Origin of the sequence: Pseudomonas sp. IT-P258 (assembly GCF_949767825.1) — a bacterium.
GTDB lineage: Bacteria > Pseudomonadota > Gammaproteobacteria > Pseudomonadales > Pseudomonadaceae > Aquipseudomonas > Aquipseudomonas monachiensis.
In genome coordinates this window covers 509395-530804 of the sequence record NZ_CATKPU010000032.1, presented here as the reverse complement: position 1 = coordinate 530804, position 21410 = coordinate 509395, and the positions used below count along the sequence as shown (strand labels likewise).

19 protein-coding genes and 1 pseudogene are annotated in these 21410 nt (G+C 60.0%); 13 read left to right on the top strand and 7 right to left on the bottom strand.

The annotated features are described in order from the left end of the window. Window positions 1–108 precede the first annotated feature (108 nt). Window positions 109–2655, top strand: coding sequence for a LuxR C-terminal-related transcriptional regulator (locus ACM6G4_RS14960; RefSeq protein ID WP_414914009.1), 2547 nt, complete (start codon window positions 109–111; stop codon window positions 2653–2655). A gap of 201 nt (window positions 2656–2856) precedes the next feature. Beyond that, a complete protein-coding gene (locus ACM6G4_RS14955; protein WP_414914008.1) occupies window positions 2857–3168 on the top strand; it encodes a hypothetical protein in 312 nt (103 codons plus the stop codon). 56 nt (window positions 3169–3224) lie between these two features. Here ACM6G4_RS14955 and ACM6G4_RS14950 read toward each other — a convergent pair whose 3' ends face one another. Next, complete coding sequence (locus ACM6G4_RS14950; protein ID WP_056728435.1) at window positions 3225–4022, bottom strand: IclR family transcriptional regulator; 798 nt, start codon at window positions 4020–4022, stop codon at window positions 3225–3227. Window positions 4023–4185: 163 nt separating this feature from the next. Here ACM6G4_RS14950 and hmgA point away from each other — a divergent pair, with 163 nt between their 5' ends. Genes hmgA through maiA form a run of 3 tightly spaced genes read left to right on the top strand, consistent with a single transcriptional unit; the run spans window position 4186 to window position 7446 of the window. Beyond that, window positions 4186–5490: a homogentisate 1,2-dioxygenase gene (hmgA, locus tag ACM6G4_RS14945; protein WP_056728438.1), complete on the top strand. Its 1305-nt coding sequence runs from the start codon at window positions 4186–4188 to the stop codon at window positions 5488–5490. 3 nt (window positions 5491–5493) lie between these two features. Beyond that, a complete protein-coding gene (fahA, locus tag ACM6G4_RS14940; RefSeq protein WP_414914007.1) occupies window positions 5494–6798 on the top strand; it encodes a fumarylacetoacetase in 1305 nt (434 codons plus the stop codon). 12 nt (window positions 6799–6810) lie between these two features. Further along, window positions 6811–7446: a maleylacetoacetate isomerase gene (maiA, locus tag ACM6G4_RS14935; RefSeq protein WP_414914006.1), complete on the top strand. Its 636-nt coding sequence runs from the start codon at window positions 6811–6813 to the stop codon at window positions 7444–7446. 87 nt (window positions 7447–7533) lie between these two features. Here maiA and ACM6G4_RS14930 read toward each other — a convergent pair whose 3' ends face one another. Further along, entirely contained in the window at window positions 7534–8337 is an 804-nt protein-coding gene (locus ACM6G4_RS14930) for a SirB1 family protein (RefSeq protein ID WP_056728445.1), read from the bottom strand. A 183-nt stretch (window positions 8338–8520) separates the two neighbouring features. Between ACM6G4_RS14930 and ACM6G4_RS14925 the strand changes: the two genes are divergently transcribed. Further along, window positions 8521–9540 carry a Glu/Leu/Phe/Val dehydrogenase family protein gene (locus ACM6G4_RS14925; protein WP_056728446.1) on the top strand — a complete coding sequence of 340 codons (1020 nt, stop codon included), beginning with the start codon at window positions 8521–8523 and terminating at the stop codon, window positions 9538–9540. Window positions 9541–9724: 184 nt separating this feature from the next. Here ACM6G4_RS14925 and ACM6G4_RS14920 read toward each other — a convergent pair. Further along, window positions 9725–9964, bottom strand: a pseudogene (locus ACM6G4_RS14920) (YebG family protein); the annotation flags it as partial. Window positions 9965–10239: 275 nt separating this feature from the next. Between ACM6G4_RS14920 and ACM6G4_RS14915 the strand changes: the two are divergent. After that, entirely contained in the window at window positions 10240–10740 is a 501-nt protein-coding gene (locus ACM6G4_RS14915; protein ID WP_008000650.1) for a phosphate-starvation-inducible protein PsiE, read from the top strand. Here ACM6G4_RS14915 and ACM6G4_RS14910 read toward each other — a convergent pair. After that, on the bottom strand, window positions 10737–11054 hold the full coding sequence (locus ACM6G4_RS14910) for a DUF3509 domain-containing protein (RefSeq protein WP_056728450.1): 318 nt from the start codon (window positions 11052–11054) through the stop codon (window positions 10737–10739). The two genes, ACM6G4_RS14915 and ACM6G4_RS14910, sit on opposite strands and share 4 nt — an antisense overlap. A 241-nt stretch (window positions 11055–11295) precedes the next feature. Next, window positions 11296–12672, bottom strand: a complete 1377-nt coding sequence (locus ACM6G4_RS14905; protein ID WP_414914005.1) for an L-serine ammonia-lyase — start codon at window positions 12670–12672, stop codon at window positions 11296–11298. 135 nt (window positions 12673–12807) lie between these two features. Between ACM6G4_RS14905 and ACM6G4_RS14900 the strand changes: the two genes are divergently transcribed. The 5 genes from ACM6G4_RS14900 (at window position 12808) to ACM6G4_RS14880 (ending at window position 18768) form a co-directional block, all read left to right on the top strand. After that, entirely contained in the window at window positions 12808–13755 is a 948-nt protein-coding gene (locus tag ACM6G4_RS14900; protein ID WP_056728454.1) for a LysR substrate-binding domain-containing protein, read from the top strand. Window positions 13756–13969: 214 nt separating this feature from the next. Next, window positions 13970–14377, top strand: coding sequence for an HPF/RaiA family ribosome-associated protein (locus ACM6G4_RS14895; RefSeq protein WP_414914004.1), 408 nt, complete (start codon window positions 13970–13972; stop codon window positions 14375–14377). A 253-nt stretch (window positions 14378–14630) separates the two neighbouring features. Beyond that, on the top strand, window positions 14631–15203 hold the full coding sequence (locus ACM6G4_RS14890; RefSeq protein WP_414914003.1) for an RNA polymerase sigma factor: 573 nt from the start codon (window positions 14631–14633) through the stop codon (window positions 15201–15203). Then, the gene (locus ACM6G4_RS14885) at window positions 15200–16189 is read left to right on the top strand and encodes a FecR family protein (RefSeq protein ID WP_414914002.1); all 990 of its coding nucleotides are present in this window, start codon (window positions 15200–15202) and stop codon (window positions 16187–16189) included. The genes ACM6G4_RS14890 and ACM6G4_RS14885 overlap by 4 nt, the downstream gene beginning before the upstream one ends. A 149-nt stretch (window positions 16190–16338) precedes the next feature. Further along, window positions 16339–18768, top strand: a complete 2430-nt coding sequence (locus tag ACM6G4_RS14880) for a TonB-dependent siderophore receptor (RefSeq protein WP_414914001.1) — start codon at window positions 16339–16341, stop codon at window positions 18766–18768. 131 nt (window positions 18769–18899) lie between these two features. Here ACM6G4_RS14880 and ACM6G4_RS14875 read toward each other — a convergent pair whose 3' ends face one another. After that, complete coding sequence (locus ACM6G4_RS14875) at window positions 18900–19775, bottom strand: helix-turn-helix domain-containing protein (protein ID WP_414914000.1); 876 nt, start codon at window positions 19773–19775, stop codon at window positions 18900–18902. Between the two features lie 137 nt (window positions 19776–19912). Between ACM6G4_RS14875 and ACM6G4_RS14870 the strand changes: the two genes are divergently transcribed. Then, a complete protein-coding gene (locus ACM6G4_RS14870; RefSeq protein ID WP_414913999.1) occupies window positions 19913–20815 on the top strand; it encodes a DMT family transporter in 903 nt (300 codons plus the stop codon). 6 nt (window positions 20816–20821) lie between these two features. Here ACM6G4_RS14870 and ACM6G4_RS14865 read toward each other — a convergent pair whose 3' ends face one another. Further along, on the bottom strand, window positions 20822–21331 hold the full coding sequence (locus tag ACM6G4_RS14865) for a DUF2165 family protein (protein WP_414913998.1): 510 nt from the start codon (window positions 21329–21331) through the stop codon (window positions 20822–20824). Window positions 21332–21410: the final 79 nt, after the last annotated feature.

Genomic DNA, 21410 nt, shown 5'->3' with positions numbered 1-21410 from the left:
TTGCGGTCACCTTTTTTATAGCGGTCGATCAGTGTGTTGAATACTTCTTCAACAAGCGCTCGGGAGGGGGCTAGGGTGGCGCCAGAATTATAAAAAAGGCGCACCACAATGACTGCAATGACGCACTGTCTGGACCGCCCTGGCTTCCTGCCCCGACTGTCGTCCCATCATCTGTCCCGCGAGCGGCTGATCGAGCCCATGCTGGTTTCGACTGCGCGAGTGAAGCTGCTTTGCGCGCCGGCCGGTAGTGGCAAGAGTGCATTGCTCACCGAATGCCTGCTGCGGGCGCCGGAGCACGTTCGGGTCTGTTGGCTGCCGCTGGCGGGGGCGTCGTTGAGCGCCGCCGATTTTTTGTTGCGCCTGACGCAAGCGCTGGGCCTGCCCTCGACGGATGAGCCCGGGTTGCTGGCGTATCTTGCCCGATTACAGGCGCCGACCTGGCTGTTTCTCGATGATTACTGCCGGGCACCCGATCCGGAACTCGACCGGATGCTCGATCGTCTGTTGGCCGTCGCCAGCCCGGCACTGACCTGGTGGCTGGGTTCCCGTCGACGACCGCCCTGCAACTGGCCGCGGCTGCTGCTCGATGATGAGTTGTACGAGTGCGAAGCCCGGGCGCTGGCGTTTACCGAGGCCGAGGTCGGGCAGTTGCTCGGTCATGTCGAGCCGAACCTGGCGGCGCAAACCGCCAAACGGGTGGTACAGCGCAGCGGTGGCTGGTGCGCTGGCGTGCGGATCGCGTTGCTCAATGGTTGTCCGTGGTCGGGTGAGCAGGGGCGTTCGGCGACATTGCTCGATTATCTGCAGCACGAATTGTTCAATACCTTGCCGCCGGAACTGGTTGAGGTCTGGCAGGTGCTGGTTCATCTGCCTCGCTTCAACGCCAGCCTGTGCGAGCATCTTTTCGGTACGGGGGAGGGCGCGCAGTGGCTGCACGCGTTGCAGGACATGGGCTGCTTCATTGAACCCTGGGAAGACTCCGTCGAGTGGTTGCGAATCTTCGAGCCACTGGCCCGGGAGATGCGTGAAGAGCCGACCCCGGCCGGACGATCCTGGCATCGCCGCGCGTGCCAGTGGTTCAGCGCCGAAGAAGACTGGCAGGGTGCCTTCGAGCAGGCGTTGCTGGCGCAAGAGCACGAAGTCGCGGTCAGCCTGATGCAACACTTCAGTTTTGAGCATCTGTTCAAGCGTCAGAACGTCAGCTGGTTACTCAAACTGCACGAGCAACTGGGTGAACAGTTGACCCTGGGCACGCCGCAACGGGTGGGGTTGATCACCTCGGCGTTGCTGTTTGCCGGGCGTTTCGAGCAGGCGGCTGCCTGCATTGGGCAACTGTCCCGATTTGCCCCGCAACCGACGGCATCCTTGCAACGGCAACTGCTGGCACGTTGGCAGGCGCAACAGGGCTGGTTGCTGCATTTGCAGGGACGCCTGCCGGCGGCACGGGCGCATTTTATCGAGGCGCTGGGCGAGTTGGCGGCCGAGGCGTGGCCCGCACGGTTACTGTGTCTGTCCGGGTTGACCCAGCAAGCGCTACTCAACGCCGACCTCGATGCCGCCCAGGCCTTCAATCGTGACGCCCTGTGCCTGGCGCGGGCACAAGGCTCGTTGCTGTTTGAAGGCTTGCTCGAACTCGATCATGCCCAGTTGCTGGAGCAGCGTGGTGCGCCGCGGCGAGCAGCGCAGTTGCTGGCCGACATCCATGAAATGCTCGGGCGACAGGCCGATCGACCGACGCCACTGCTGGGACGAATCGCCCTGCGGCGTGGTCGGTTGGCCCTGTGCCAGGGCCAGGATGAATTAGCCGGGGAATGTTTCCAGGCGGGCCTTGATGACTGTTTGCACAGTCAGGACAAGCACGTGTTGTACGGATTTTTGGGGCAGGCGCAACTGGCGGCCAATCAACGCGACTACGCCCATGCGTTTGATCGTCTGCGCGAGGCCGAACGGTTGATGCAGCAACGGCAGATCCCCGACACGGTGTATCGCGGGGTGCTGCTGCAAATCAGCAGTCATTTCTGGCTGCAACAAGGGCGCCCGGAATTGGCCCGGGAAGCGTTGACCCGAGTCTTGCGTCATTACCGCGGGGCCCACGCGCGCCAGGCACCGCCGGCCACGCTGCACTTGATTGCACGTATCGAATACCAGTTGGTATTGGCCGAAACCCAACTGCAACTGGTGCAACGTCCATTGGATCGACTCAGGGCGTTACTCGAGCACGCCCAACAACACGCCATGCTGGCGCTGGAAACGGAACTGCATTTGGCGATCAGCGAAGTGGCGGACCTGACGGGTGAGCCGGACATGGCCCACGCAGCTCTGCAGGCCGGTCTGGCGTTGGTCAAGCGTTGTCAGGGGCAACAGGCATTGCGTGATTTGAACTTGCGCCAGCCGAGCCTGATCTGTCGATTACAAGGCGAGGAGACGGTGACCGCGCTGGCCCTGGATGCCAGCCTGCTGAGCAGTCGGGAGCTGGAGGTGCTCGGCCTGATTGCCCAGGGTAATTCCAATCAGCAAATTGCCGAGCAACTGTTCATTTCTTTGCATACGGTGAAAACCCATGCCCGGCGCATTCACAGCAAGTTGGGTGTGGAACGGCGGACACAGGCAGTTGCCATGGCGAAGAAGTTGGGGTTGATAATGCAGAGTTGGTAGTTGTTTGTTTTTCGTTTGGAAATGAATTAAAACATACGGTTTCGTGCATAAATAACCATGTTGATTAGTATGGTTGTCGGCGCTGACCAATTTGCGTGCATTGCGCGGTGGGTTGATTAATATGTTAGATAGTGCTCGGTCAAGGTAATGTTTGTCAGGGTGCTAGCGCGCTAATAACTATTAATTATGGAGCTTTAAGGTATGGGGCAACTGACAAGGAAGTTGGTGCGGGCCAAGTTGCATGCAAGGCTCGGTGGTCGCGGCATTGATGTCGATAAGGTATATATCAATGCAATTGCGTCGGCTAACGATTCGACGGTTATTTACTCTCAATCACTGGTATGGGCATTTTTCCTTAAGTTGCAGGACGGTGAGGTCCCAAGATTCTCCAGTGAGAATCTTGGGATCTTTTCCGAACGGTACACCTTTGACCGGAAATATCGTTTCGATGGTGTGAAACTTGATGAGCTCAATGAAATGGGTGCAGCAATTGCCCGGGATTTACTGAGCTGATTGGTGGTTCTATCAAAGTAGTTGTGCCAACCCCTTGGTTGGCACAGCTGCCGCAATCAGGTTGCGGATACGGCGGGTTCAAAACCCAAGCGCCAGCTGACCGCATGGCTGGCGGATAACAGACGCTGCGCCGCCGGACCGTTTTCATCGGCATGGAACAACGATGTCGGCCCCACCACCGTCAGCACGGCAACCACTCTGCCCATCGCGTTGAACACTGGTGCCGACAAGGCATCCACCCCTGGCAGCAGTAAACCATGTACATGGTGCAAACCGCGTGCGCGGATTTGTTCGCACTGGGCCGCATAGGCCTGATCGTCTGCCAGCGCGTGGGCTGCGTGGGACTGCAATTCCTGCACGCGCAGATCCTCGGTTTCGCGTTTCGGCAGGTAGGCGCCAAACACCAGTCCCGTCGAAGAACTGAGCAACGGCAACACCGAACCCAGTTGTGTCACCACCGTCACCGCACGCACCGCCGGTTCGATATGCACCACGGTTGCGCCCTGATTGCCCCATACCGCCAGGAAACAGGTTTCGTTCAAGTCGTCGCGCAGTTCAGCCAGGGGCAGGGCGGCGACTTTTAGCACGTCCATGCTGTTGAGAGCCGCCAACCCTACGCGCAGGGCTTCGCGGCCCAGGCCGTAATGGTTGGTGGCGGCGTTCTGTTCGGCGAATCCACTGGCGATCAAGGCCTGCAAATAGCGGTGAACCTTGCTCGCCGGCATCTGCACGTGTTCGGCCAGGCGCGACAGCGAAGTCGAAGGCGACAACTCGGCCAGAGCCTTGAGGATGTCTGTACCAACCTCGGCCGAGCGGACTTTCTGTTTACCGTTGTTGTCGCTGGTTTTTTCCATGGTGGCTGGGATCCCGGGACGAATGGGCGTCTTTATAGCTTGACGGTCAATACCAATCAAATTACGTTATGCGTAATCAAATTACGATAAAAACAACCCGGGCGTGCCTCGACCTCTGCAACAGAGCGAGCGGCCACTGCCGACTCCCTGTTCAGGAGGCTCCATGAACCCCGATTCAACGATGCCAGCGCTGGCCTACCAGTCAGGCTTCGGCAACGAATTCAGCAGCGAAGCGTTGCCCGGCGCACTGCCTGTCGGCCAGAACTCCCCGCAAAAAGCCCCGTACGGTCTTTACACCGAACTGTTCTCCGGCACGGCGTTCACCATGGCGCGCAGCGAAGCGCGGCGGACCTGGATGTATCGCATTCAGCCGTCGGCCAATCACCCGGCATTCGTCAAGCTGGACCGGCAACTGGCGGGCGGCCCGCTGGGTGAGGTGACCCCCAACCGTCTGCGCTGGAACCCGCTGGACATTCCTGCCGAGCCGACCGATTTCATCGACGGCCTGGTGAGCATGGCCGCCAACTCGGGCGCCGAAAAGCCGGCCGGGATCAGCATCTATAACTACCGCGCCAACCGTTCCATGGAGCGCGTGTTCTTCAATGCTGATGGCGAGATGTTGCTGGTACCTGAACTGGGGCGCCTGCGCATCGCCACCGAACTGGGCGTGCTTGAACTCGAACCGCTGGAAATTGCCGTACTGCCACGCGGCCTTAAATTCCGCATCGAATTGCTCGATCCGCAAGCCCGCGGTTACGTCGCCGAAAACCATGGCGCGCCGCTGCGTCTGCCGGACCTGGGACCGATTGGCAGCAATGGCCTGGCCAATCCACGGGACTTCCTGACCCCGGTGGCGGCCTACGAAAACCTGCAACAACCCACCACGCTGGTGCAGAAGTTCCTCGGCGAGTTGTGGGCCTGCGAGCTCAATCATTCGCCACTCAACGTGGTCGCCTGGCACGGTAACAATGTGCCGTACAAATATGACCTGCGCCGTTTCAACACCATCGGCACCGTCAGTTTCGATCACCCCGATCCGTCGATCTTCACCGTGCTGACCTCGCCGACCAGCGTTCACGGCCTGGCCAACCTCGACTTCGTGATCTTCCCGCCACGCTGGATGGTGGCCGAGAAAACCTTCCGTCCGCCGTGGTTCCATCGCAACCTGATGAACGAATTCATGGGTTTGATCCAGGGCGAGTACGACGCCAAGGCCGAAGGCTTTGTGCCGGGCGGTGCTTCGTTGCACAGCTGCATGAGCGCCCACGGTCCCGACGGCGAGACGTGCACCAAAGCGATCAACGCGGACCTCAAGCCGGCGAAAATCGACAACACCATGGCGTTCATGTTCGAGACCAGCCAAGTGTTGCGCCCAAGCCGTTTCGCCCTCGATTGCCCGCAACTGCAAAACACTTACGACGCCTGCTGGGCTACGTTGCCCGCCACTTTCGACCCGACCCGGAGATAACCCATGACGCAGACTTCCATCACACGCAGCTGGGTTGCATCCGCCAACGGCCACGCGGATTTCCCCCTGCAAAACCTGCCACTGGGCGTGTTCAGCCTCAACGGCTCGGCACCGCGCAGTGGCGTGGCCATTGGCGAGCATATCTTTGATCTGCAAGCAGCCCTTGAGGCCGGATTGTTCGATGGCGCCGCGAAGACTGCCGTCGAGGCTACCCGTGGCGGCGAGCTGAATGCGTTCTTCGAACTGGGCCGCGAGGCTCGCGTCGCCTTGCGCGAGCGTTTGCTGGAACTGTTCGCCGAGGGCAGCACCCTGCACGGCAAGATTGAAGCCCAGGGCGCAAAACTGCTGCCGCTGGCGGCGGATTGCCAGATGCACCTGCCGGCGAAAATCAACGACTACACCGACTTCTACGTCGGCATCGAGCACGCGCAGAACGTCGGCAAACTGTTCCGTCCCGACAACCCGTTGCTGCCGAACTACAAGTACGTGCCAATCGGCTACCACGGTCGTGCGTCGACCATTCGCCCGTCCGGTACCGACGTACGTCGCCCGAAAGGCCAGACCTTGCCGGCCGGTCAAACCGAGCCGACCTTCGGTCCTTGCGCGCGCCTGGACTACGAACTGGAACTGGGTATCTGGATCGGCCAGGGCAACGACATGGGCGACTCGATTGCCATTGGCGACGCCGCTGATCACATCGCCGGTTTCTGCCTGCTCAACGACTGGTCGGCACGGGATATCCAGGCCTGGGAATACCAACCACTGGGACCGTTCCTGTCGAAAAGCTTCATCACCAGCATCTCGCCGTGGGTGGTCACCGCCGAAGCGCTGGAGCCGTTCCGTCGTGCCCAGCCTGCGCGTCCCCAAGGCGATCCGCAGCCGCTGCCGTACCTGCTCGACAAGCGCGATCAGGCTGCTGGCGCGTTCGACATCGAGCTGGAAGTATTGCTGCTCACCGAGGCCATGCGCGAACAGAACCTGCCAGCCCATCGCCTGACCCTGAGCAACACCGGGCACATGTACTGGACCGTGGCGCAAATGGTCGCGCATCACAGCGTCAACGGCTGCCAATTGCAGGCCGGTGACTTGTTCGGTTCGGGCACCTTGTCGGGGCCGCAGAACGGTCAGTTCGGCAGCCTGCTGGAAATCACCGAAGGCGGTAAAAAGCCGATCGAACTGGCCTCGGGCGAAGTGCGTAAATTCCTTGAGGACGGTGACGAAATCATCCTGCGCGGCCGTTGCCGCCGCGACGGTTTTGCTTCCATCGGTTTCGGCGAATGCCGCGGCAAAGTGCTGCCGGCGCGCTAACAGGAGCGGGGCATGGAACTCTATACCTACTACCGTTCGACGTCCTCGTACCGGGTGCGTATCGCGTTGGCGCTCAAGGGCCTGGATTATCAATCCTTGCCGGTCAACCTGATCGCACCGCAGGGTGGCGAGCATCGACAGCCTCCTTATCTGGGCATCAACCCTCAGGGCCGCGTGCCGGCCTTGCGCACCGATGAAGGCGATTTGCTGATCCAGTCTCCCGCGATCATCGAGTACCTGGAGGAACGTTATCCACAGGTGCCATTGCTGTCCAAAGACCTGGCTGCCCGTGCTCACGAGCGCGGCGTAGCGGCAGTGATCGGCTGCGATGTGCACCCGCTGCACAACGTCAGTGTGCTCAATCAACTACGCCAGTCGGGCCACGATGAACCGCAGGTGGTGGAGTGGATCGGTCACTGGATCGGCCAGGGGTTGTCGACGGTGGAGCAGTTGATCGGTGATGACGGTTACTGCTTCGGCCCCGAGCCTGGGGTGGCGGACGTCTACCTGATCCCGCAGTTGTACGCGGCCGAGCGGTTCAATGTTTCTCTTGAGGCTTACCCTCGGATTCGGCGAGTGGCGGCATTGGCGGCGACGCACCCGGCGTTCATAAAGGCGCATCCGGCTAATCAGCCAGATACGCCTTAAGTCAGAAGCAGGATTAAAAGATCGCAGCCCGCGGCAGCTCCTACCCCGATCCTCGTAGGAGCTGCCGCAGGCTGCGATCTTTTGCTTTTAATGGACGATGGAATTCGGCGGCAAATGCCCCAGCCGTTCCGTCAGGCGAATCCGCTGGATCGGATCGTCGCTGAGCAGCAACGCATGCTCCAGGTCAAAACGCTCGGCGTTCGGGCAGTCCAGCCGTTGGTACAGGCTGGCCCGGGCCAGATAGTCGGCCGCAGTGGCATTGCCCAGTTCCAGGACGCGCTCGGCGTCGATCAAGGCATTGATGAAATCGTCGTGGGACAGGTACAACTGGCGCAGGTTGCGCGACAACCGTTGCAGCATCTGCACCGGCTCGGCGGTTGTCAGGTGATCGGCGTTGAGCTTCATGTTCGGGCCATACTGGCGCTGCAGCAGTTCCCGACAATCGTTCGGATAAAGGCGACGGCCACCGCAGGGGTCGAGCAAATGATCGGCGCCCGGCACCCGCAGCAGGAAATGCCCGGGGAAGTTGACCCCGACCATGGGAATCTCCAGGCCCCTGGCCAACTCCAGCGCAATCAGCCCCAGCGTCAAGGGTTGCCCTCGTCGGCGCTCCAGTACTTTGTCCAGCAGTGCCACTTGCGGGCGCAAGGGGGTGAAGTCGTCCTGGGCGAAGCCAAGGTCATTCAAGCGCCGCAGCAGCGGCTGGGCCAGCTCACTGACCGGCAGCATCGGCAAGCCGCCACTGACCCGTTGTTGTAGCTCCTGAAAATCGGCCAACAGTGCTTGCGGCTGCACCTCGCTGTCGTGCTCGGCCGCAATCCACAGTGCCGCCTCGAACAGCGCGGGCGGTGAACGTTGCAGGCAGGCGAAGAACGATTGGCGCGGGGTCATCAAAATCTCCGGGCAATGCCTCGTTTTAGCCCCCTCTCCGGCGTTCGTCCAGTGCTGTAAAAGGGCGACCTCAGGATATTTCCGAAAGTCTGCATCGGGACCGTGCTTATTCCGGTGCGCTTCTGCAATTTTTGGGCGCAAGCCTATACTGGCGTCTACAAGAAGTGATTCGGGAGCCTTACGATGTTCGCTCTCATGCAAAGCACTCGCCTTGAATCGCTGCATCTGAGCGTTGACTCGGTCACCGGGTTGAAGGCGGTCATTGCCATTCATAACAGCCGGCTGGGGCCTGCCCTGGGCGGTTGTCGTTACCTTGCCTACCCTAACGACGAATCGGCGGTCGAGGATGCTGTGCGCCTGGCCCAGGGCATGAGCTACAAGGCTGCGCTGGCTGGCCTGGCCCAGGGCGGCGGCGTGGCGGTGATCGTGCGCCCGGCCCATGTGGAAAACCGCGCGGCATTGTTCGAAGCCTTCGGACGCTGCATAGAACAGCTCGAGGGCCGCTACATCACCGCCATCGACAGCGGCACCTCAGTGGCGGACATGGATTGCATCGCCCAGCAAACCCAGCACGTCACCAGCACCACTTCGGCGGGTGACCCAGCGCCCCACGCGGCGATGGGCGTGTTCACCGGTATCCGCAGCACCGCCATGGCCCGGCTCGGCAGTGACAACCTCGAAGGCCTGCGCGTTGCCATCCAGGGCCTGGGCAATGTCGGGTATGCATTGGCCGAACAGCTGCACGCCGCCGGTGCCGAACTGCTGGTCAGCGACATCGATCATGGCAAGGTGCAATTGGCCATGGAGCAACTCGGCGCCCACCCGATTGCCAACGACGCGCTGCTCAGTACACCTTGCGACATCCTCGCGCCCTGCGGACTGGGCGGAGTACTCAACAGCCATACCGTGACGCAGTTGCGATGCTCGGCGGTGGCCGGTTCGGCGAACAATCAGCTGACACATCTGGATGTCGCCGACCAACTGGAACGCCGGGGCATCCTGTATGCGCCTGATTACGTGATCAACGCCGGTGGGCTGATTTACGTGTCGCTCAAGCACCGCGGCGAAGAGCTGCCGACCATCACCGCACACCTGTCGAAAATCAGTTCGCGCCTGACCGAAGTGTTCGCCCACGCCCAGGCGGAAAAACGCTCCCCCGCACGGGTGGCCGACGAGTTGGCGGAGAAAGTGTTGTACCGATAGAAGCTCGGGCGATCTTTTTTGTAACGGGCATGAAAAAGGCCCTGGGTCATTCGACTCAGGGCCTGTTCAATTCGGGCTTTGCCTACTTGGCGGCTTTGGGGGCCTTGGCAGGCTTGGCCGGGGTGACAGGCTCAGCGGCCTCAACCTCTGCAACAGGTTGTGCGACTTCAACCGGCGCGCTGAGCAGTTCGGACAGGGCATCCGGCTGGCTCTTGAACGCCTTGGCGAATACGTCGCGATTTTTCGCCATGTAAATCCCGGCTTCTTCCACTTGCTGCTCGGTCAGGGACGGAACGGCTTTCTGTAACACTTCAGCCAGCAATTCGGCCAGTTCGAGCATTTTGTCATGACGGTCAGCTTCGGCTTTATCCATGAACAAGCGCTCCAGATCTCGGCTGCTGCGGTATACCACTTCGACGGCCATTCACCACCTCACATGCCTTCACATTGGTTGTCGATTTCGACTACTGTATCTATATACAGCTAAAGGATAAGCGAAACCCTGTCTTTTGGGTAGTGGCTTTTTAATGTAGACCGGATTCGGGATTTGTCAGGCAAGGCGTGCGCTGGTGCGACCAAACGCCACGGCGCGTAATCCAGAGCGGCTCGCCATCATGGGCTGGCCTTTTTTCTGCATGCAGGAAAACCGTCACGTCCAACCCGCATCATCCGGTCGAATCGACCTAAGGAAGCAGCATCGTGAAAATCAACTGGGCCGAAAAACTGCGGCAGAACGTGCATGAACTGGCCGAGTCCCTGGGCAATCTGTTCGTCGAAACCTTTCACTACCTGGCGTTGTTCGCCATTGGTGCGGTGACCGCGTGGGCGGCGGTAATGGAATTTCTCGGGATGATCGAAGAAGGGCACATCAAGATCGATGACATCTTGCTGCTGTTCATCTACCTGGAACTGGGGGCGATGGTCGGGATTTACTTCAAGACCAACCACATGCCCGTGCGCTTCCTGATCTACGTGGCGATCACCGCGCTGACGCGGCTGCTGATTTCCAACGTTTCGCACCACAACCCGCCGGACCTGGGGATCATCTACCTGTGCGGCGGGATTCTGCTGCTGGCGTTTGCGATTTTGGTGGTGCGGTACGCTTCGTCGCAATTTCCTTCGGTGAAGATCGAGAACCCACATCGCAAGACCGGTGCGGGCTCCAGTGAACATCCGGAAGTAGAAAAGGGCGAGCTTTAAAGCCCCATGGCGGGTCGGGGACGGCCATTGGCTGATGGCGGCGGCAGGCTGCGCGTGCCGCCATCGGTCATGGATTCGAGGATGGCCACGGCGCTGTGGCCCTGCTCGATGGCAATGCCGAACTGGATGCTTTGCACCAGTCGTTTCAGGCGCTCGGGATCATTGCGTTGTTCGGCGCTGATCATGCGTTTTGCGACTACGCGGCCACTGTTGGACAGGGTCAGCATGATGCTGCCATCCAGGCCCTGAATGCTCAGGTTGATCTGGTAATCCGCTGCAAAGGCATCGGTAATGAGCTGAAAAGGGTTGTCCATGATGCGTCACCGCCTGATTGAACGTGCAGTTGTTGACCGGCCGTGATCGGGTTGGTTCGCAATGCCTGACCACCGGCCATCTCGCCATCATTGTTCCAGCAGGGAAGTAGCAAGGCCCATGCCGGAAAATTGTCGGACAAAAAAACCGGTAACAAAAAGGCGGGCACTGAGGCCCGCTGGTTTTTGTCTGCCTTTGCCTGCCCGTTTCAGGGCAATAACGGCTGGCGTGCAACCAAAATGGTCAACATTCCACCCAGTTCACCGCCAGGCCGCCCCGTGACGTCTCTTTGTATTTGTCGTGCATGTCGGCCCCGGTGTCGCGCATGGTACGGATCACCCGGTCCAGGGAGATGAAGTGCTGGCCATCGCCGCGCAGGGCCATTTGCGTGGCGTTGATGGCCTTCACGGCGGCGATCGCGTTGCGCTCGATGCACGGCACTTGCACCAGTCCGCCAACCGGGTCGCAGGTAAGACCGAGGTTGTGTTCCAGACCGATTTCGGCGGCGTTCTCCAACTGCTCCGGGGTGGCGCCAAGCACCTCTGCCAGGCCGGCGGCGGCCATGGCGCAGGCGGAGCCGACTTCACCCTGGCAGCCGACTTCAGCCCCGGAGATCGATGCGTTTTTCTTGCACAGGATGCCGACCGCAGCTGCGCCCAAAAAGAACGAGACCACGTCATCGTCAGACGCATCGGCATTGAACTTCATGTAGTAGTGCAGCACTGCCGGAATGATCCCCGCCGCGCCGTTGGTCGGTGCCGTGACCATGCGCCCGCCGGCGGCGTTTTCCTCGTTCACGGCCAGGGCGTACAGGTTGACCCATTCCATTGCCGACAAGGTGGACGTAATGACATTCGGCTTGCCGATTTCCTGCAGGCTGCGATGCAGTTTCGCCGCTCGACGCGGCACATTCAGACCGCCGGGCAAGATGCCTTCGTGGCGCAAGCCCTGTTCGACGCATTCGCGCATCACCGACCAGATATGCAGCAAGCCCTGGCGAATGTTTGCGTCACTGCGCCAGGCCCGTTCGTTGGCCATCATCAGTTCGCTCACCCGCAGCCCGTGCTGGTTGCACAGCTTGAGCAGTTCGGCGGCGCTGGAGAAATCGTAAGGCAGCACCACATCACCGGCCGGTGCGATCCCGGATTCGGCTTCGGCCGCTTCGATGATGAAACCGCCACCCACCGAGTAGTAGGTCTGCTCGAACAGTTCGCCGGTTTCACCGACGGCTGCCAGGGACATGGCGTTGGGGTGGTAAGGCAGGCTTTCGTTTAGCAGCAGGAGGTCGCGTTGCCAGTCGAAGGCAATTTCCGTTACGCCTGCCAGGCACAATTTGCCGGTTTCGCGCAGGGTGTGAATGCGGCTGTCGATGGTGGTCGGATCGATGCGGTCGGGCCATTCGCCCATCAGGCCCATGACGCAGGCGCGGTCCGTTGCGTGGCCGACACCGGTCGCCGACAGAGAACCGTAAAGGCGAATTTCCACGCGTCGCACGTCAGCCAGAAAACCCTGATTGAGCAGCGCTTGGGCAAAGGTTGCGGCAGCGCGCATCGGACCGACGGTATGGGAACTGGACGGGCCGATGCCGACTTTGAAGAGATCGAAAACACTGATAGCCATGCTAAAGCCTGTACATGTAATGGAAGGAAAATCGCTGCCATTTCTGTAGGACAAGCGCAATTTGGGCGATACTGCCTGTCACGATCCTGCGTGACCAACGAAAATTCCTAAGACATCCTTTAGCAGGACTAAACGATGAGCCGTCAATTACACGCCCAGACGTATGTCTGGCTGAACGTGTTTGCCTGTGCCGCGCGGCACCTGTCGTTCACCCGGTGCGCCGAAGAGCTGCACATCACACCGGGAGCGGTCAGCCAGCAGATCCGCCAGCTGGAAGAACGCCTGGGCTTTCGCCTGTTTCACCGTCGCGCCCGCGGGGTGGAGCTGAGCGCAGAAGGCCAGCGCCTGGCCATTACCGTCAACGAGGCCTTTGGCAGCATCGACGCGGAATTGCGGCGACTGGATGCGGGCATGATCAGCGGGATCCTGCGGGTGCGTTCGATTCCGTCGTTCCTGAGCAAATGGCTGACGCCGCGCCTGCCGCGCTTGCAGCAGCGCTTTCCGGACATTCAGTTGCGCCTGGTGGCCGAGGACAGCAGCGTGCCGTTGCATGAAGGCGACTTCGACCTGGCGATCGACCTCAATGACGGCAGTTATCCGGGCCTGTTATCCACAGCCTTGCTCGATGAACAGATTTTTCCGGTGTGCGCGCCGAGCCTGTTGCGTGGTCGTCCGCCGCTGCACGGTCCGGCAGACCTGATGCACTTTCCCTTGCTGCACGACATCACCGCCTGGCGCGGCAGCTATGAGTACGCGGAATGGGAGTTTTACCTCAATGCCATCGGCTTCGAGGGCGCGGATGTGCGACGTGGCCATACCTTCAATCGCAATCACCTGACCATCGAAGCGGCCATCGCCGGGATGGGCGTGGCGATTGCGCGCCGAACCTTGCTCAATGATGAGTTGGAGCGTGGAGCCTTGATCGTGCCGTTTGGCCTGGCGGTGCCCAATCACAAGCGCTACATGCTGCTTTACGCACCGGGGGCGTTGAGCCATCCGGGTGTGCGTGCGGTGCACGATTGGTTGGTGGAGGAGGCGGGTGCTTTTCGCAGCCTGCACCCGCTGGGGGAGCAGCAGATGTGAGAAATTTTGGCGGGTAAGCAGGGCGACCCGACTCCCGACAGTAACAGCGCTTTTGCTCGTTGTCCGGCTTTTTTTGCGTATGAATATTTATCTTTTTTCAGGGGTTGAATTGTTCAGCGTACAGACCGATTGTGTAAGTAAGAGGTCACGGTGATGACGCCCAAGGGCTTAGCTGACCGGCCTCTCGCGAGCTAGCTGAAATAAGGGATGAACTATGCAAATCCAAGTCAATAGCGATAACCATATTCAAGGCAGTAAACGACTGGAGGAGTGGGTACGTACGACCATTGAGAGCACGCTCGAACGCTACGAAGAGGACCTGACACGAGTCGAGGTCCACCTGCGGGACGAGAACGGCGACAAGCCGGGTCCCCACGACATGCGCTGCCAGCTGGAGGCGCGGCCAAAAGGCCATCAACCGGTTTCCGTCACCCATAAAGCCTCCATCATGGAGCAGGCGATCGACGGAGCGGCCACCAAACTTGAACATGCGCTGGAGCATATGTTCGGCAAATTACGCGGAAAACGAGCCAATGTGGTGCCCATCGAGAGCGCTGCCCATGCCGACCATCTGCTGGAAGAAGAGTTTCTTGAGAACGAACAGGCAGCGCTTAACGGCTGACACCTGATTCACTTTTTTACCTTTCCATGAAAACGGGCCTGCATTGCAGGCCCGTTTTGTTTTCGGTGGCTTTTGGATTCCATGGTCATTGACTGGCTGTGGGACAGCCAGGTTTGCGCTGCAATCAACGCGCGTATATAGAGGGCTACATCCGATCCTTTTGCATGTGAGAATATTTATCATTATTATCGCGGCCTTGCCGGCCCCCTGACGCTGTCGTGGCCTCACCGGTTTTCAGGTCGAAACATGAACGATGATCACTCTGCCCCCCGACCCCCACGATATCGAGCACGATCAACAGCGTGGCGACCGTGCGCATTTTCTCCAGGTGTTTCTCTCCCAGCGTTCGCAAATGGAAGCACTGGTGAGTCGGCGTGTCGGTTGCCGGGCGACGGCGGCTGACCTGGTACAGGATTTGTTCCTGCGTTTCTGGAAGCGGCCGCTGGTGCAAGTCGAGGAACTCAGCACCTACCTGTTGCGCTGTGCCGGCAACATCGCCATCGACCATTTGCGCAGTGAAGGCACGCGGGGCCGGGCCAGCGAAGGCTTGATGGTGGAACCAACGGACGGCGATGGCAGCGGACCGCAAGCGGCACTGGAGGCGGGCAACGATTTGCGCAACGTCGAAGCCGCGTTGCGCGCCTTGCCGGAGCGCACGCGGCAGATCTTCTTGCTCAATCGCATTCACGGCCGCAAATACGCCGAGATCGCCAAGGCCATGGGCTTGTCCCAAAGTGCCGTGGAAAAACATATGATGCGCGCCCTCGAAGCCTGCAAGGCCAGCCTTCGGGAGCCCGATCCGCGTACGCCAGGGAAAGCACCGTGAACCACTTCGAACGCGTCGTTCCGACACCTGCGCAGGAGCAGGCCGCGCTGGGCTGGCTGAGCCTGTTACATGACCAGCCCGGCAGGGGTGACCAAGTGAAGTTCAGCCAATGGTTGCAGGCCGACCCCGCCCATGCCGAGGCCTATGCCCGGGCGCAGGTCCTGTGGGAGTTGAGCGAAGGGCCGGCGCGAACACTTGCCAATGAAGACGCTTTTGCCTTGCAGGGGTATCTCAACGCCATGGACAAGCCGCGGCACAGCACGGTTGGGCGCTGGTCCGGTGTGTTGGCGATGGCCGCATGTCTGCTGTTGATGATCAGTCTCGGCACAGGCTGGCAGCCGATGCGCTGGATCGATGACCTGGGGGCGGATTACGTCTCCGCACCGGGAGAAATCCGCACCGTCACCCTGGCCGATCAGTCACAGGTGACATTGGATGCCGACAGCGCCATCGCCGTGGATTTCAGTCGCGGGGAGCGACATGTGCAACTGCGTCGTGGCACCGGTTTTTTCAGCGTGACGCATACGGGGGAACCCTTTGTGGTCGACGCGGAAAAAGGTCAGGCGCGGGTCCTGGGGACGCAGTTCGAAGTCCGTTTGCAGCCCCACGGTGCACAGGTCACGGTGCTGTCCGGCCGAGTGGGCGTGACGGCGGACCAAAACGCCGAACAGCAAATTCTTACCGCCGGCCAGCAAGTGGCCTATGGCGACGGCGCGGCGCAAACGCTCCACGCGGTGGACGGCGAAGCGCAGTTGGCCTGGCGCCAGGGCTGGCTCAATTACTACAAGGCGACGCTGGCCGATGTGGTGCGGGATTTGGCGCGCTATTACCCCGGGCGGATCTTGATACTCAACGATGAACTGGCGATGCGCCGGGTCAGTGGCAGCTTTCCGAGCAGGAACCCGCAGGCGGTGTTGGGTTCGTTGCAGGGAGTGTTGGGGTTTGAGCAGCATCAGGTTATGGGGCATCTGATTATTTTGCGTTGAATCGATTGGCCCCATCGCGAACAGGCACCCAATAACTCAATGTAAAAATATTTTCATTTTTTTGCTGAGGTAAACCCGATTGCCATTCGTGTAGTGACTGAAACTGCGAGTCATTCGCATCCGTTGCGGTTCTACACAGGTCATGAGTCATGAAGTCCAGGGCAAAATCGGGGTCGATCAAACAATGGTTGGGTGTGTCGGCGTTGAGCTTTTTGGCAATGGCGTTGTTGGCGCCGAGCGTGGCGCTGGCCGCAGAGGCTGGCAGCAGTCAGTCCCGTGGGCAATTCAATTTCGCACTGGCCGCCAAACCGTTGCCCCAGGCCCTGAGTGATTTCAGCCGAGTGACCGGCATCAGCGTCGTCTACACCGATGAAGCGCCGTACGGTCTCAATGCGCCGGCCATCAATGGCCAGATGAGCGCCGAACAGGCTTTGCAACGTCTGCTCACCGGTTCGGGTTTGACCTTCCGTCGCACCGACGGCCACACCATTGCACTGGAACCACGGCCGACTGAAGGTGCGTTGAACCTGGGCGCGACCACCATCACCTCGGTGATGGATGACTCCATGAGCTATCAGCCGCCACCGACCTCTTCGGTGATGCGCTCCTCGGCCCCGGTTCAGGAAATCCCGCAGACCATCAATGTCGTCCCGGCCCAGGTCATCCGCGACCAGGCGCCGCGTAATCTCGATGACGCCCTGGCCAATGTCAGCGGCATCACCCAGGCCAACACCTTGGGCAGCACCCAGGACTCGGTGATGGTCCGCGGCTTCGGCGACAACCGTAACGGCTCGATCATGCGCGACGGCATGCCGATCGTGCAGGGCCGTGGCCTCAACGCCAGCGTGGACCGGGTCGAAGTGCTCAAGGGGCCGGCCTCGTTGCTCTATGGCATCCAGGATCCGGGCGGCGTGGTCAATATGGTCAGCAAGAAGCCCGAGCTTGAGCAGTACAACGCACTGACCGCGCGCGGTTCGAGTTATGGCGACGGCAAGAACGGCAGCGGCGGCGGTCTCGACAGCACCGGAGCCCTCGGCGATTCCGGACTGGCCTACCGGATGGTTCTGGACTACGAAGATGAAGATTACTGGCGCAACTTTGGTGTGCATCGCGAGAGCCTGATCGCGCCTTCCCTGGCCTGGTATGGCGAAAGCACCACGCTGCTGTTCTCCTATGAGCACCGCGAATTCCTCACACCGTTCGACCGCGGCACGCTGATCGATCCACGGACCAACCATCCGCTGGACATCTCGCGCAACGAGCGTCTCGACGAACCGTTCAACAACATGGAAGGGCGTTCGGATCTCTATCACTTCCAGGCCGATCACGAACTCAACGACAACTGGAAAGCCCATTTCGGCTACAGCTGGAACCGCGAAACCTACGATGCGAGCCAGGTGCGCGTGACCGCCATCGACACTAAAAAAGGCACTCTGACCCGCAGCATGGATGGCACCCAGAATGCGATCAGCACCGACCGGTTCACCACTGCGAGCCTCGAAGGCAACGTGAACGTGCTTGGCATGCAGCACGACCTGCTGTTCGGCGTCGATGACGAGTATCGCAAGATCTACCGCGAAGACCTGATCCGCCAGAAAAGCCTGACCACATTCAGTTACGTCAACCCGGTCTATGGTCGGGAAGTGGCAGGCACCACTGTCAGTGCGGCCGACAGCGCGCAGACCGATGAATTGCGCAGCGATTCGGTGTTCCTGCAAGACTCCATCCACCTCACCGATAAGTGGATTCTGGTGGCCGGTGCGCGTTTCCAGGCGTACGACCAATACGCCGGCAAAGGCGTGCCGTTCCACGCCAACACCGACAGCAACGGGCAGAAATGGGTACCGCGCGCGGGCCTCGTGTACAAGTACACCGATGCCTTGTCGTTCTACGGCAGCTACACCGAATCGTTCAAACCCAACTCCACCATTGCGCCATTGAGCGGCAGCAGTACCGTGCTGGACGGCGGTATGGCGCCGGAAGAAGCCAAGTCCTGGGAGCTGGGTGCCAAGCTTGATCTGCCGGGCCGCGTCACCGGCAACATCGCGCTGTTCGACATCAAGAAACGCAATGTGCTGGTGGCCAATGCCGAAGGTCCGACCACGATTTACAGTGCCGCTGGTGAAGTGCGTTCCCGTGGCCTGGAAGTGGATCTGAGCGGTCAACTGACGGATCGTTGGAGCATGATCGGCAGCTACGCCTACACCGATGCCGAGGTTACCGAAGACCCGGTTTACAAAGGCAATCAGTTACAGAACGTGGCGAAGAACAGCGGCTCGTTGTCGGCTGTCTATGACTTCGGCAGCGTCATTGGCGGCGATCAGCTTCGGGTTGGCGCCGGGGCGCGTTATGTGGGTGAGCGCGCGGGCAATGCGGTGAACGATTTTGACCTGCCGAGCTACACCGTGGCCGATGCGTTCGCCACTTACGACACCAAAATCGAAGGGCAGAAGGTCAAGTTTCAGCTCAACGTGAAGAACCTGTTCGACCGCACCTACTACACCTCGGCGGCGAGCCGGTTCTTTGTTTCGATGGGGGATTCGCGGCAGGTGACGTTGTCGAGCACCTTGGAGTTCTGACGACAGGCCGCGTCATCGTTTTTCGTCGGAACGCCGCCCGGAGCCGGCTCGCTCCCACAGGGAAAAGCAGTCCAAAGGTGGGAGCGAGCCTGCTCGCGATGGCGGCCTGAAAGGCGCTGAAGATCCCGGATCTAGCGCAAAAACGCCTGCCGATACTCACCGGGCGTCCCGCCAAGTGACTGGCGAAAGCGATTGGTGAAATGGCTGGCACTGGAAAAGCCGCAAGCCAGTGCAATCTCCCCCAGTGGCTGCGAGGTCGTGCGCAGCAACTCCCGCGCCCGGTCAAGGCGCCGCGCCAGCACGTACTGGTGGGGTGGCAAGCCGAAGCTTTCGCGGAACATCCGCGCAAAGTGGTACTCGGACAACGCGCACAACGCCGCCAATTGACCGAGGCTGATGGCCTCGTCCAGATGGCTGTCGATGAACTCCACCAGATACCGACGCTGATGCGCGGCCAAGCCGCCTTTAAGGCGCAAGCCCTGGCGTACGTTGACCTGGCTGAGCAGGGCATGGCTGAGCAGTTCGTGAGCCAGGCTGCTGGTGAGCAGGCGCTCGCCCGGCTCATCCCAGTTCAAGGTGATCAACTGCCGAAAGCGTAGCGCCTGCTGAGGATCATCAAGAAAAGTCTGCTCGCGCAGCTGCATTTCCCGTGGCTCGCGATCGAGCAAGGTGATGCAGCCGAGGGCAAATTGTTCGGGGCTGAAATACAGGTGCGCCAGGCGAATATCGCCGTTGATCACCCAGCCTGACTGGTGATCGGCCGGGAGGATGCACAGTTTGTCCGGACCACCCTTGTTACCGGGCTGGTCACGGCGAAAGGTGCCGGTGCCGCCGGCGATGTAACAGGACAACGTGTGATGGCTGGGCGCTTCGTATTCCTGGGCGTCGTGGTGATTGCTCCACAAGGCTGCGGACAAGCCGTCACCGAGCTCGGCGCTGTGCTCAAGGCGAGCATTCGGCGAACGGTTGAGGGCTTGAAAGACTTGCAGGTTGTCCAGTGCGGCCATATGGGTTCTCTCCAACGCCTTGCATCCTACTCCGTAGACGCGTGCCTGCCAGCCTGTCGCCAGACAAAAGCGCAAGTTTATGCAAGTGCGCCCAGGCGTGGCGCCGGAGACTGGGCTCATATCGAGGAGCCTTAGTCATGAACCTTTCTTTGTACCTGCTGACCGTGTTGATCTGGGGGACCACCTGGATTGCCTTGAAATGGCAACTGGGCGTGGTGGCCATTCCCGTGTCGATCGTCTATCGCTTCGGCCTCGCCGCGCTGGTGCTGTTCGTGATCCTGCTGCTCAGCCGACGCCTGCAAGTGATGAACCGTCGCGGGCACCTGATCTGCCTGGCTCAAGGCTTGTGCCTGTTCTGCGTCAACTTCATGTGCTTCCTCACCGCGAGCCAGTGGATCCCCAGCGGTCTGGTGGCCGTGGTGTTTTCCACCGCCACCCTGTGGAATGCCCTCAACGCGCGGGTGTTCTTCGGTCAGAAAATCGCCCGCAATGTGCTGATGGGCGGTGCGTTGGGCCTGCTGGGGCTGGGCTTGCTGTTCTGGCCGGAACTGGCTGGGCATACCGCCAGTGCGGAAACCTTGCTCGGTCTCGGTCTGGCCCTTTGCGGCACCTTGTGTTTCTCGGCGGGCAACATGCTTTCGAGCCTGCAACAGAAGGCCGGTCTCAAGCCGCTGACCACCAATGCCTGGGGCATGGCTTACGGGGCGGCGATGCTAACCGTGTGGTGCCTGGTCAAAGGCATTCCCTTCGACATGGAGATGAGCACGCGTTACATCGGGTCACTGTTGTACCTGGTGATTCCGGGATCGGTGATCGGGTTCACCGCTTACCTGACGCTGGTCGGGCGCATGGGGCCGGAACGTGCTGCCTACTGCACTGTGCTGTTCCCGGTGGTGGCGCTAAATGTCTCGGCGTTCGCCGAGGGTTACCAGTGGACCGCTCCGGCACTGGCGGGGCTGGTGATGGTCATGTTGGGTAATGTGCTGGTGTTTCGCAAGTCCAAGGCAAGTGCCGCTCCGATGGCCGGCAAGCTGGCCTGAAACTATTCAGGTATCCTTTACCGCCAACAGATAAATAATACCGAAGAACATGTATTGAATGTGGGTTTGTGCCCATTCAAAGGCGTTGGCCTGTTTGGAATACTCTAAGTCAAACCATTCGTTTAGTATGATGATGTAGAAAATCTGATACGCAAAAATGGCTGTAATAAAGCCTACTATGGAAAATTTTTTGGCTTCGTTGAACTCGCCGTGTGGTGCGCCGAGTTTGCGGTAGAGCTGATAAACTCCAACTATGAAGCTGCATGTGAATATGGTCTCTAGTGTTATCAGTGCCCAGTAAAAACGGTGGTGAAACAGGGTTGAGCTTATAGCTCGGTAACGGCGGGAGTCATTGCCGACGGTGTCGCTCATGCTGATGATTCGCCCGATATACTCGGCGTATGCAGTGTAGTCGGTAATGTTGTTGATAAGGGTTGTTGTACCGAATAATGCCGCCATGAAGACAACTATTAATTTGCTCCGCCTTACTAAGCTGGCAGTGGTGAAATAGCTCATGCAGGATACTCTCCGAATGTACGATTGATGCGTTTTTGTCTTTCGGAGTTTATAGGGGTTTAGAGGGTGTGGGGGTGAA